This window comes from Corynebacterium simulans, assembly GCF_001586215.1.
Lineage (GTDB): Bacteria > Actinomycetota > Actinomycetes > Mycobacteriales > Mycobacteriaceae > Corynebacterium > Corynebacterium simulans.
This window is the reverse complement of sequence record NZ_CP014634.1, coordinates 1,962,123-1,974,560: the sequence shown is the minus strand read 5'-3', so window position 1 is coordinate 1,974,560 and position 12,438 is coordinate 1,962,123. Positions and strand designations below refer to the sequence as shown.

The 12,438-nt window shown below is 54.4% G+C and carries 7 protein-coding genes, 4 tRNA genes and 3 rRNA genes; 3 read left to right on the top strand and 11 right to left on the bottom strand.

Annotated features, from left to right (window positions below):
* Nucleotides 1-220 precede the first annotated feature (220 nt).
* From rrf to ramA, 5 genes are all read right to left on the bottom strand, one after another.
* Nucleotides 221-338: ribosomal RNA gene (rrf, locus tag WM42_RS09130) — 5S ribosomal RNA — on the bottom strand.
* Between the two features lie 107 nt (nucleotides 339-445).
* Nucleotides 446-3,506: ribosomal RNA gene (locus WM42_RS09125) — 23S ribosomal RNA — on the bottom strand.
* 422 nt (nucleotides 3,507-3,928) lie between these two features.
* Nucleotides 3,929-5,444 (bottom strand): 16S ribosomal RNA (locus WM42_RS09120).
* The 16S, 23S and 5S rRNA genes sit together here, the layout of an rRNA operon.
* A 624-nt stretch (nucleotides 5,445-6,068) precedes the next feature.
* Nucleotides 6,069-7,337 carry a UDP-N-acetylglucosamine 1-carboxyvinyltransferase gene (murA, locus tag WM42_RS09115; RefSeq protein WP_062037362.1) on the bottom strand — a complete coding sequence of 423 codons (1,269 nt, stop codon included), beginning with the start codon at nucleotides 7,335-7,337 and terminating at the stop codon, nucleotides 6,069-6,071.
* 76 nt (nucleotides 7,338-7,413) lie between these two features.
* On the bottom strand, nucleotides 7,414-8,253 hold the full coding sequence (gene ramA / locus WM42_RS09110) for an acetate metabolism transcriptional regulator RamA (protein ID WP_061924468.1): 840 nt from the start codon (nucleotides 8,251-8,253) through the stop codon (nucleotides 7,414-7,416).
* A gap of 257 nt (nucleotides 8,254-8,510) precedes the next feature.
* On the opposite strand from ramA, the gene cysK reads away from it, so the two are divergent.
* A complete protein-coding gene (gene cysK, locus WM42_RS09105; protein ID WP_062037359.1) occupies nucleotides 8,511-9,446 on the top strand; it encodes a cysteine synthase A in 936 nt (311 codons plus the stop codon).
* 73 nt (nucleotides 9,447-9,519) lie between these two features.
* Nucleotides 9,520-10,083 carry a serine O-acetyltransferase EpsC gene (gene epsC, locus WM42_RS09100; RefSeq protein WP_096337004.1) on the top strand — a complete coding sequence of 188 codons (564 nt, stop codon included), beginning with the start codon at nucleotides 9,520-9,522 and terminating at the stop codon, nucleotides 10,081-10,083.
* A 70-nt stretch (nucleotides 10,084-10,153) separates the two neighbouring features.
* Here the strand turns inward: epsC and WM42_RS09095 are convergent, their stop codons facing one another.
* The 5 genes from WM42_RS09095 to WM42_RS09075 all read right to left on the bottom strand — a co-directional run bounded on the left by WM42_RS09095 (nucleotide 10,154) and on the right by WM42_RS09075 (nucleotide 11,310).
* Nucleotides 10,154-10,444, bottom strand: coding sequence for a GNAT family N-acetyltransferase (locus tag WM42_RS09095; protein WP_061924476.1), 291 nt, complete (start codon nucleotides 10,442-10,444; stop codon nucleotides 10,154-10,156).
* A gap of 54 nt (nucleotides 10,445-10,498) precedes the next feature.
* Nucleotides 10,499-10,571, bottom strand: a tRNA-Phe gene (locus WM42_RS09090).
* Between the two features lie 21 nt (nucleotides 10,572-10,592).
* A tRNA-Asp gene (locus tag WM42_RS09085) sits at nucleotides 10,593-10,666 on the bottom strand.
* A gap of 446 nt (nucleotides 10,667-11,112) precedes the next feature.
* Nucleotides 11,113-11,189, bottom strand: a tRNA-Asp gene (locus tag WM42_RS09080).
* Nucleotides 11,190-11,237: 48 nt separating this feature from the next.
* A tRNA-Glu gene (locus tag WM42_RS09075) sits at nucleotides 11,238-11,310 on the bottom strand.
* 94 nt (nucleotides 11,311-11,404) lie between these two features.
* On the opposite strand from WM42_RS09075, the gene WM42_RS09070 reads away from it, so the two are divergent.
* Nucleotides 11,405-11,737, top strand: coding sequence for a metal-sensitive transcriptional regulator (locus WM42_RS09070; protein ID WP_062037355.1), 333 nt, complete (start codon nucleotides 11,405-11,407; stop codon nucleotides 11,735-11,737).
* 121 nt (nucleotides 11,738-11,858) lie between these two features.
* Here the strand turns inward: WM42_RS09070 and WM42_RS13295 are convergent, their stop codons facing one another.
* Complete coding sequence (locus tag WM42_RS13295; protein WP_141741014.1) at nucleotides 11,859-12,437, bottom strand: hypothetical protein; 579 nt, start codon at nucleotides 12,435-12,437, stop codon at nucleotides 11,859-11,861.
* Nucleotide 12,438 lies beyond the last annotated feature (1 nt).

The window sequence follows — 12,438 nt, the reverse complement described above, 5'->3', positions numbered from 1 at the left end:
TCGAACCATTAAAGCCGCTGTAACCGGGCGTTGTGGGCTGGTTGGATGGCTCGAATGCAGGTCGACAAACGATAAGGCGAAGGGGAACGTCGTGCCGATAGTCGTGGCTGGCTGGTGTTGGTTCAATAGTAGAAAACGAAAAAGAAGGAAGGGAAGCAACCAGCATGTTTGGTTGCTTGCCTTCCTTCTTTGTGTATTGAGTTGTGTGTTTATTGTTTTATGTCGGCGGTAACTTACTCTCCCACAACCTCCCGGTTGCAGTACCATCAGCGCGGGCAGGCTTAGCTTCCGGGTTCGGAATGGGTCCGGGCGTTTCCCTGCCGCTATTAACCACCGACAAACTTTCGGGGCTGTGTTGCCCTTTTAAGTGTTGTGTCAGATACTGCATAGTGGACGCGTGCATGACGTAATCATCTTTTTTGTTTGTTTGTGTGTTGCACGTTGTGTGTGTTTGTTTTGGTCTATTAGTACCAGTAGACTTCACATCTTGCGATGCTTCCATGTCTGGCCTATCAACCCCATAGTCTTTAGGGGACCTCGAATGAAACCTCATCTTAAAACAGGCTTCCCGCTTAGATGCTTTCAGCGGTTATCCCTTCCGTACGTAGCCAACCAGCGATGCCCCTGGCGGAACAACTGGCACACTAGAGGTACGTCCGTCCCGGTCCTCTCGTACTAGGGACAGCCTTCTTCAAGTTTCAACGCGCGCGGCGGATAGAGACCGAACTGTCTCACGACGTTCTGAACCCAGCTCGCGTGCCGCTTTAATGGGCGAACAGCCCAACCCTTGGGACCTACTCCAGCCCCAGGATGCGACGAGCCGACATCGAGGTGCCAAACCATCCCGTCGATATGGACTCTTGGGGAAGATCAGCCTGTTATCCCCGGGGTACCTTTTATCCGTTGAGCGACACCACATCCACAAGTAGGTGCCGGATCACTAGTCCCGACTTTCGTCCCTGTTCGAGCTGTCACTCTCACAGTCAAGCTCCCTTGTGCACTTACACTCACCACCTGATTGCCAACCAGGCTGAGGGAACCTTTGGGCGCCTCCGTTACATTTTGGGAGGCAACCGCCCCAGTTAAACTACCCACCAGGCACTGTCCCCAACCCAGATCATGGGCCAAGGTTAAGGTATCCAATCCGATCAGAGTGGTATTTCAACAACGACTCCACCACCACTGGCGTGATAGCTTCACAGTCTCCCACCTATCCTACACAAACCGAACCGAACACCAATACCAAGCTATAGTGAAGGTCCCGGGGTCTTTTCGTCCTGCCGCGCGTAACGAGCATCTTTACTCGTAGTGCAATTTCACCGGGCCTGTGGTTGAGACAGCAGGGGAGTCGTTACGCCATTCGTGCAGGTCGGAACTTACCCGACAAGGAATTTCGCTACCTTAGGATGGTTATAGTTACCACCGCCGTTTACTGGGGCTTAAATTCTCAGCTTCGCCCATCAAAGATGGGCTAACCGGTCCTCTTAACCTTCCAGCACCGGGCAGGCGTCAGTCCATATACATCAACTTAACGTCTTCGCATGGACCTGTGTTTTTGATAAACAGTCGCTCCCCTCTATTCTCTGCGACCCCACAACGCTTATCACCGCAAGAGTGTTAACGCCATGTGGTCCCCCTTCTCCCGAAGTTACGGGGCATTTTGCCGAGTTCCTTAACCACAGTTCACCCGAACGCCTTAGTATTTTCAACCTGACTACCTGTGTCGGTTTGGGGTACGGGCCGAGTATATACATCGCTAGAGGCTTTTCTCGACAGCACGGGATCACCAACTTCACCAATTAAGGCTACGCATCACGTCTCACCTAAAAGAATGCGGATTTACCTACACCCTAAGCTACACGCTTACACCAACAATCCAGTAAGTGGCATGGCTACCCCACTGTGTCACCCCATCGCTTGAACCACACATCAGGCCCCACGACGCACACCAACCAACAACACAAAGTGTCATCAAAAGGTGCTTGTGGTGGTTAGTATCAGTGCTTTATCAGGGGCGCATATACTCGGGTACCAGAATATCAACTGGTTATCCATCGACTACGCCTGTCGGCCTCGCCTTAGGTCCCGACTCACCCTGGGAAGACGAACTTGACCCAGGAACCCTTAGTCATCCGGCGGGAAGGATTCTCACCTTCCAATTCGTTACTCATGCCTGCATTCTCACTCGCACACACTCCACGCCTCCTTACGGTAACGCTTCAACACGTGCACGACGCTCCCCTACCCAATAAAATATTATTGCCGCGGCTTCGGCGGTGTGCTTGAGCCCCACTACATTGTCGGCGCAGAACCACTCGACCAGTGAGCTATTACGCACTCTTTCAAGGATGGCTGCTTCTAAGCCAACCTCCTGGCTGTCTTCGCGATCCCACATCCTTTTCCACTTAGCACACCCTTAGGGGCCTTAACCGGCGATCTGGGCTGTTTCCCTCTCGACTATGAAGCTTATCCCCCACAGTCTCACTGCCGCACAACACATTAATGGCATTCGGAGTTTGGCTGACATTGCTAAGATTGTAGTCCCGCTCAACCAACCAGTAGCTCTACCTCCACCAAGCTAATGCGACGCTGCACCTAAATGCATTTCGGGGAGAACCAGCTATCACGGAGTTTGATTGGCCTTTCACCCCTACCCACAGCTCATCCCCGCAGTTTTCAACCTACGTGGGTTCGCGCCTCCACAGCATCTTACTGCTGCTTCACACTGGCCATGGGTAGATCACCCCGCTTCGGGTCCAGGACATGCCACTTGCCACCCCATTGGGATTCGGTTTCCCTACGGCTACCCCACACGGGTTAACCTCGCGACATGCCGCTGACTCGCAGGCTCATTCTTCAAAAGGCACGCCATCACACACAAAAGGTGCTCTGACGGATTGTAAGCACATGGTTTCAGGAACTATTTCACTCCCCTCCCGGGGTACTTTTCACCATTCCCTCACGGTACTATCCACTATCGGTCACACTGAGTATTTAGGCTTACCGGGTGGTCCCGGCAGATTCACAGCAGATTCCACGAGCCCGCTGCTACTCGGGCAACTTGACAACCCCATCATCAATGTCTTCAGCTACAGGACTATCACCCTCTACGGCAGGCGTTTCCACACCACTTCACCTAACATCAACAACAAGACGCAACGATGGTAGTCGCTGCACATCAAGGCCCACAACACCGCACACACAACCCTACCAAGTATCACATGCACACGGTTTAGCCTCATCCACGTTCGTTCGCCACTACTAGCAGAATCATTATTATTTTCTTCTCCTACGGGTACTGAGATGTTTCACTTCCCCGCGTTGCCCCCACAACAGCTATGAATTCACTGAAGGGTAACACTCCATAACAAGTGCCAGGTTTCCCCATTCGGACATCCTCGGATCAACGCTTAATTGACAACTCCCCGAGGCTTAACGCAGCCTTTCACGTCCTTCATCGGCTCAGCATGCCAAGGCATCCACCATGCGCCCTAAATAACGAACACACAACCAACACAACAACAAGAAACAAAGCAAACAGCCCATTCCTTAACTATCGTGCTGGCGTGAACTACACAAAACACAAAAGAATAAAGAAATTACACACCCAAACAACACTGCCTTAAAAAGCACCATCATTTGGGGATGCTCGCGTCCACTATACAGTTCTCACACAACACCCAACCACCAACAACAACCACACAACAAACCATGATTGCGTCAGCAACTAGGCAACACCAGGACAATAATGCCCCAGACACCCAACAATGCACCACGTACCTAAAAACTATTCCCACACTGTGTAATAAACGACTAACTGCTCTTGTTTAAGGTGTGTCTCCACCCGATTAAAAAATACCGTTGGCAGCACAACACATGTGCACTCAACCAACACACCCACAACTGTGGGCAAAATAATGCTCCTTAGAAAGGAGGTGATCCAGCCGCACCTTCCGGTACGGCTACCTTGTTACGACTTCGTCCCAATCGCCGATCCCACCTTCGACAGCTCCCTAACGAGTTTGAGCCACTGGCTTCGGGTGTTACCAACTTTCATGACGTGACGGGCGGTGTGTACAAGGCCCGGGAACGTATTCACCGCAGCGTTGCTGATCTGCGATTACTAGCGACTCCGACTTCATGGGGTCGAGTTGCAGACCCCAATCCGAACTAAGGCCGGCTTTCAGCGATTCGCTCCACCTCACAGTGTCGCTGCGCGTTGTACCGACCATTGTAGCATGTGTGAAGCCCTGGACATAAGGGGCATGATGATTTGACGTCGTCCCCACCTTCCTCCGAGTTGACCCCGGCAGTCTCTCATGAGTCCCCAACCAAATGCTGGCAACATAAGACAAGGGTTGCGCTCGTTGCGGGACTTAACCCAACATCTCACGACACGAGCTGACGACAACCATGCACCACCTGTATAACGACCACAAAGGGAAACTACATCTCTGCAGCGATCCGCTATATGTCAAGCCCAGGTAAGGTTCTTCGCGTTGCATCGAATTAATCCACATGCTCCGCCGCTTGTGCGGGCCCCCGTCAATTCCTTTGAGTTTTAGCCTTGCGGCCGTACTCCCCAGGCGGGCGCTTAATGCGTTAGCTACGGCACAGAAGACGTGGAAGCCCCCTACACCTAGCGCCCACCGTTTACGGCATGGACTACCAGGGTATCTAATCCTGTTCGCTACCCATGCTTTCGCTCCTCAGCGTCAGTTACTGCCCAGAGACCTGCCTTCGCCATCGGTGTTCCTCCTGATATCTGCGCATTTCACCGCTACACCAGGAATTCCAGTCTCCCCTACAGCACTCAAGTCAGCCCGTATCGCCTGCACGCCCGGAGTTAAGCCCCGGAATTTCACAGACGACGCGACAAACCACCTACGAGCTCTTTACGCCCAGTAATTCCGGACAACGCTCGCACCCTACGTATTACCGCGGCTGCTGGCACGTAGTTAGCCGGTGCTTCTTATACAGGTACCGTCACAAAAGCTTCGTCCCTGTCGAAAGGAGTTTACAACCCGAAGGCCTTCATCCCCCACGCGGCGTCGCTGCATCAGGCTTCCGCCCATTGTGCAATATTCCCCACTGCTGCCTCCCGTAGGAGTCTGGGCCGTATCTCAGTCCCAATGTGGCCGTCCACCCTCTCAGGCCGGCTACCCGTCGACGCCTTGGTAGGCCATTACCCCACCAACAAGCTGATAGGCCGCGAGCTCATCTTGCACCGAAAAAACTTTCCACAACTGACACTAAACAGCTGTCCTATCCGGTATTAGACCCAGTTTCCCAAGCTTATCCCGAAGTGCAAGGCAGATCACCCACGTGTTACTCACCCGTTCGCCACTCGAGTACCCCAGCAAGCTGAGGCCTTTCCGTTCGACTTGCATGTGTTAAGCACGCCGCCAGCGTTCGTCCTGAGCCAGGATCAAACTCTCCACAAAAAAATTTCAGCACAAAGCCAAAAAATCAGGCCGTGAAAAGCCCAAACCTAACAAAAAGACAAACCAACCAAACACCCATCACAATGAATGCTCAATAAGGCTGGCAAATCCAAAAAATTACTATACAAAGAAAAATCACAACCACCCCCAACCCGACGGGGCAAAAATAAAGGGGGCAGTCAAACCACAAAAATGCAGCCAACATGACTTAAAAATGCATACCAAACAAACTTAATTATTTACAATCGCGCCCACAAGGCCCGATCCGGCACACACCACACCAGCCAAACATCCAGAATGACCAGCACAATCACAATCAACCACACAATGCAGAAAAAAGTACATTGGCACACTATTGAGTTCTCAGACATCATCACGACAACGACAACCAGAAGCCTTCCATCCAGCTCCTCGCTCTCGAAGCGACTCGGAATAACTTACTCACTTCTTTGATTAGTGTCAAATCCGTGAAGAAGAATTCATCCTCGTCTCAACTTGTTAACCTTGCGGCCACCTCGTTGCGACTTGAATTAATTTAGCCCCCACCCCACGAACAATACAAATCCCCAGTACAAACCGCATTTTTAGGCGCATACTAGGGATAGACGGGGCGTCGGCAAGCGCTTAGTAGGCCTTCGGCTCCTGTGTGCGCTTGATGTCAGCGCCCAAACGCGAGAGATTCTCAACGAAGTGCGGGTAGCCACGATCGATGTGGAAGACGTCGTGAACGGTCGTTATTTCATCTGCGCACAGTGCGGAGAGCACCAACCCGGCGCCGGCACGAATATCGGAGCTCCAAACATGGGTGGAAGAAAGTCGCTGCTGACCACGAATGACAACGTGGTGGCCATCCACCTGCGCATCGGCGCCGAGACGGAGCATCTCATCAACGAAGCGGAATCTCGACTCGAAGACGTTCTCGGTGATGACGGTGGTGCCTTCGGCTACGGCAGATAGGCCAATCGCCATTGGCTGCAAGTCAGTTGGGAAACCCGGGAATGGAAGCGTTTGGTAATCCACCGCAGTTGGTCGGCCGTTCATGCGAACGCGGAAACCGTTGTCGTAGTCCTCGATTTCCGCGCCGGCGGACTTCAACTTCTCCAATGGAAGGTGCAGGTGACGCGGCGCGATACCGCCGACGGTGATATCCCCCTGCGTCATCGCTGCAGCATAGGCCCAGGTACCGGCAACAATGCGGTCACCAATCACCTTGTGTTCGGTGGGATGCAGCTTTTCCACGCCGCGGATCGTGATGGTGGAGGTGCCTTCGCCCTCGATATCTGCGCCCATCTCCTTGAGCATCATGCACAGATCAACGATCTCTGGCTCTCGGGCTGCATTACGCAAGACGGTCTCACCGTCTGCGAGAACAGCGGCGGTAAGAATGTTCTCGGTTGCACCGACGGATGGGAAGTCCAAGCGAATGTTGGCGCCGTGGAGCTCATCGGCCACAGCTACTACCGCGCCATGCTCAATATGGGTACGTGCACCCATCTTCTCCAGACCCGATTGGTGCATATCCAGCGGGCGCGAACCGATGGCATCGCCACCGGGGAGGGCAATCTTCGCATGACCGCAGCGAGAGGTCAGGGGTCCCAGCACGCAAACAGAAGCGCGGAACTGACGTACAGCATCGAAGTCCGCGTTCGAGTGGAGCTTTTCGGGGACGGTAATCGTAACGACGTCGCCGTCGATAGTTACTTCGCAGCCTAGGCCTTCTAGAACCTTGCGCATCAACGGGACGTCGAGAATCTGCGGACAGTTGGTCAACGTCGTGGTGCCTTCCGCCAAAAGCGAGGCGGCCATGAGCTTCAGGACGCTGTTTTTCGCGCCATCAACTACAACCGTGCCTTCGAGCCGTGCACCACCAGAGACAATAAATTGGTCTTTCACATCTTCCTAAACTACCGGATGCCCCTGAAAAACTTCTGCAAGTTTCAGGGGCATCCGGGTAGAAGAACCATGTATATCAGGGCAATGCGCCGATACGGCGAGCGGCATTGACCGCTTCGTAACGGGTATGCGCACCGAGTTTGCGCATCACAGAGCGCAAATAGGACTTCACGGTCTCTGCACCGATGCCCATTTCCTCAGCCGCCTCGACGTTGGTGTGGCCAAGCGCCACGCAAGACAGGACATCAAGCTCACGGGCGGAAAGCTTCGTAGACTGCTTAACGCGGACCGGAGAAACCATCTGATCGCACAAAGCCTCAAGTTCCTTGCGCAGATCCTCGTCGTCTACGCGGTTAGCCAACATTCGCAGCTTGGAGTGCGTGGAGCGCACCTGCTCCCACTCCGCGCCATTCATGACGTGGCCGCGGGCAGCGCCGCCCTTACCGCCATCGGCGCGGCGCATCGCGGAATTAACCGCCAAATCCTGCTCCAGACAACGGGCGGTCATGGTTACTTCCTCAATAACCTTGTCTCCCAGGCGTACCGGAGAGTGCACGCCGACATAGAGGACACCGCGGATCTCACGCTGCACCGTGACCGGAACAGCCACGATGGAATGCAGCCCTTCGTCCTGGATGTAGCGGTCATTTTCATGCGAAATGGTGGTCGCACGAGCGTAGTCCGAAACACCTACTGCACGGCGCGTGCTGACAACACGGCCGCCCACTCCGACTCCGGCGTCACTGATCAGGTTTTGCAAAGCCGGCGTGCGCAGGCCGACCCACTGGGTGATCTGCAGACGATTATCGGGAAGCAGGGTTCCGTACATCGTGACGGGAATGCCGGTTGCGGTCTTCAGGGAAGACAGTGCGGCGCGTACGGCTTCGTCGTCATCTTTGAGGCGATGCGGCTCCATGAGAATCTCTCTCCTAGTTGGGGGTAACCAGTAGGTGCACCCATACCCACCATGCGATTCGGGGGTAAAAGAACACGTTCCCCGCAGTATAACCGGCCAATGGGGGTAAGAATAAATCGCCTTACTGCCAAAGCGCGATCCAAATCCCACAGCCAGTGCCCGAATGATCGGTTCAGAAGTTATGTACCGCTTTGTCTAGTAGCGTGGTGTACAGTAGCTAGGGTACGCACGAAGATATTTTCCAAGGAGTCCTCAAAGTGGCTGTCTACAACAACATTCTGGAAACCATCGGCAATACCCCACTGGTTCGCCTGAACCGCCTGACGGAGGGCCTCGGCGCAGAGGTGCTGGTGAAGGTCGAATCCTTCAACCCTGCTAACTCCGTTAAGGACCGCATTGGCAAGGCTATTATCGACGCCGCGGTAGAAGCCGGCGAGCTCAAGCCGGGCGGCACCATCGTCGAGGCCACCTCCGGCAACACCGGCATCGCGCTCGCCTTCGCTGGCGCCACCCTTGGCTACAAGGTCATCCTCACCATGCCGGAGACCATGTCCAACGAGCGCAAGGTGCTGCTGCGTGCTTATGGCGCAGAGATCGTCCTGACCCCAGGTGCAGCCGGCATGAAGGGCGCCGTCGACAAGGCGAATGAGATCATCGCCAACAACGACAACGCCATCCTGGCTTCCCAGTTCGCCAACAAGGCAAACCCGAAGATCCACGAGGCAACCACCGGCCCAGAGATCTGGAACGACGCCGAAGGCAAGGTTGATGCTTTCGTCGCCGGCGTCGGCACCGGCGGCACCGTCACCGGTGTTGGTCGCTACCTGAAGTCCAAGAATGCCGACCTCCACCTAGTTGCCGTCGAGCCGGCTGACTCCCCTGTTTTGTCTGAAGGCCACGCTGGCCCGCACAAGATTCAGGGCATCGGCGCAAACTTCGTCCCAGAGGTACTAGACCGCGAGCTGCTCGACGAGGTCATGACCGCCACCAACGAAGAGGCAATTGAGACCTCCCGCAAGCTAGCTACCGAGGAAGGCCTACTGGTGGGCATTTCCGCCGGCGCAAACATCTCCGCAGCACTCAAGCTGGCTGCTCGCCCAGAGTTCGAGGGCAAGACCATCGTTGCGGTTCTGCCGGACTTTGGTGAGCGTTATGTCTCCACCGTCCTGTTTGAGGACATCCGCGAGGCATAATTTTCCTGTCGTTTGAATGAAAAGCACCCATCTTGTTGGTGGGTGCTTTTTCTTTGCCAGTAGTATGTACCACATGAACGTCCTAAAGATGATTCGCGAGGATTTGGCGAATGCCCGTGACCATGATCCCGCGGCCCGAGGAGATGTGGAGAACGCCATAGTCTACTCTGGCCTGCATGCCATCTGGGTGCACCGCATCTGTCATTGGATGTGGAAGCGCGGTTGGCGCGGCCCTGCGCGCATCCTTGCGCAAATCAATCGCTTCTGGACCGGAATCGAAATCCACCCTGGAGCCACCATTGGACGTCGGTTCTTCATCGACCATGGCATGGGAATCGTCATTGGTGAGACCGCCGAAATCGGCGAGGGTGTGATGATCTATCACGGCGTCACGTTGGGCGGCCAGGTGCTCACCCAAACCAAGCGCCACCCCACTGTCCAAGACAACGTCACGATTGGCGCTGGCGCTAAGGTGCTAGGCCCCATCACCATCGGTGAGGGCTCTGCTATTGGCGCAAACGCAGTTGTCACCAAGGATGTGCCAGCAGAGCACATTGCTATTGGCATTCCAGCAAAGAACCGTCCGCGTAAGAAGGAAGAGCGCATCAAGCTCGTCGACCCCGACTATTACATCTAGCTGTTGCTTTGCGACGTCGCCAAGCGCGGCAAAGTGGGCCCCACACGAACGTGGGGCCCACTTTTAGGTTTTAGTTCTCGAGCAGGTGCTGGTATTCCGGGTTCTTCTCGATGAAGCTCGCGACGGCAGAACAGCTGGCGATGACGCGCTTGCCGGCGGTGGATTCATCCTCCAGAGCGGCCTTGATGAGCGGTTTGGACAGGCCTTGGCCTTGGAAGCCCTCGTGGACCACGGTGTGGTGGAAATCGCGGGTTTCTGCAGTGTCGACGTACTCCGCGAAGCCGGCCTCTTCCCCATCGACGGCAATTACGAAACGGGAGGCGTCAGTTTGGTGTGCAACAGAAGTAGTCATGTGGCCCATTAAACCATTTCTGCAAACCAAAAGAACCCCCTTCTACAGAAGGGGGTTGATTTGTGGCCAGAGCCAGGATCGAACTGGCGACCCCACACTTTTCAGGCGTGTGCTCTACCGACTGAGCTATCTGGCCAGAAGCCACAAGTGACTTCGGCGACCCTGACGGGACTTGAACCCGCGACCTCCGCCGTGACAGGGCGGCGCGCTAACCAACTGCGCCACAGGGCCATTTTTCAATTTTTCGTACCTCATTGGGCACGGATAGTTACTTTACACAACGTTGCTGAAATCAAACAAATCTGCAGTTTAACTGCGGTTTTCTCTACTCTTGCGCACCAGTTTTTCAAAAGGCCGCATGAGGCAACGCAAAATATAGGCAGGCGCACACGCAAAGATTTCAGGCCAAGCCATATAAGGCGCTGTAAAGGCGCGTGCGCTTGCCGACGCCGCCTCTTCGAGCCGAGCCACACCTCACGGCTTCAGCGGCCCTCTACGTCGCCATAAAGACGTTTTTGAAGCACGCGCCGCGCCTCTAAGCCCCGCCCCGGTGAAACAACTCCCCCACCCCAACTCACCCCTACACAGTGATGGCCCCAGTAGATCTCGAGCGGGGACTTAAACGAAAGAAAGCAAAAGAAAAAGCCGGCTCCATCACTGGAACCGGCTTATCAATATGGCGACCCTGACGGGACTTGAACCCGCGACCTCCGCCGTGACAGGGCGGCGCGCTAACCAACTGCGCCACAGGGCCATATTGAATTTTGACCTTTAAAAGGTCGGCATGAAGCAAGAAGCTTCGTACCCCCAACGGGATTCGAACCCGTGCCGCCGCCGTGAAAGGGCGGTGTCCTAGGCCGCTAGACGATGGGGGCCCATTGCCTTGGAGCAACGCCTTAAAAATATACTGGAGTAATCGCGCGTTACAAAATCGCCCTGAAAGGAACCCCTAGATGAACGCAGAAAACCATGTCTGACCAGCAAAATACCTGCGCCTGCCATGAGCCTCACGTGCATGGGTATAACGCGGACAGCAAAAACAAAGCGAAGTATTTGGCGCGTTTGAAGCGCATCGAAGGTCAAACGCGCGGCATCCACCGCATGATCGAAGAAGACAAATACTGCATTGACATCATCACACAGATCTCCGCAGTAACCTCCGCGCTGGAAAATGTCTCCTTAACGCTCCTCCAAGACCACATAGAGCACTGCGTAGCCGGTGCCGCTGCCGAAGACGGTGAACTGGCCAAGGAAAAGCTCGAGGAAGCCATGACGGCTATTCGCAAGCTGGTTAAGAGCTAACGCCCCCAACCAACACATCATGCGAATCTTCAGCAACACTTCAAAGGTCTGACTAGATTGAGCATGAGCTCCCCCTTGCCCCTAGACAGGGAAAGGAGCAGTTCTAGCCTGCCGGCACTGACTAAGCTCCAGCCCGTTTGAATTTGTGCAAAGAAGGAATACTCACAAGGAGCGAAAGGCCACTTATTAAAAGTGGGACATGGCCTGGCGGGACAGCAAGGGCAAAAAGAACAAAACGCCATTTCGTTTCGGATGCCGATAGCCAAAGAGCCGTTTGCAAGACGAGTTGCGCTATAAGCAACAATGCGAGTGTATCCACGTTCAAATATTTGCCTGCGAAAAATGTTATTCCCATAAGGACGGTGGATACATAAGCAAACCTGACGCTTCCTACGCCGGTCAGGGAAAATACCCAAGGGACGCTCCACAAGACAACGAGAAGCGTGCTGTCTACGACTAACCACTTCCTTGGAGAACGAGCTTCTAACTCCGAAATCTGATTACGGAACAAAGTTACTGGCAACGCCGCATAAGCAAATGAACATATGGTACCGACATTCACCCCTGCAGTGCCGCTAAGCCAGGGAAGTCGTAGCAGCCAGCCTTCAGAGAAGGCTAGAGCTAAACCAATAAACAACATCATCAGCAAGACCACAAAAACTCTGTGACCATGGAAGTACAAGAACGCAAATGATTTCACA

Excerpts from the sequence above, each read along its gene's own strand:
- WM42_RS09070 (WP_062037355.1), top strand. The coding sequence starts at position 11,405 with ATGTCTGACCAGCAAAATACCTGCGCCTGCCATGAGCCTCACGTGCAT.
- WM42_RS09095 (WP_061924476.1), bottom strand. The coding sequence starts at position 10,444 with ATGGGCCACATGACTACTTCTGTTGCACACCAAACTGACGCCTCCCGT.
- epsC (WP_096337004.1), top strand. The coding sequence starts at position 9,520 with ATGAACGTCCTAAAGATGATTCGCGAGGATTTGGCGAATGCCCGTGAC.
- ramA (WP_061924468.1), bottom strand. The coding sequence starts at position 8,253 with ATGGAGCCGCATCGCCTCAAAGATGACGACGAAGCCGTACGCGCCGCA.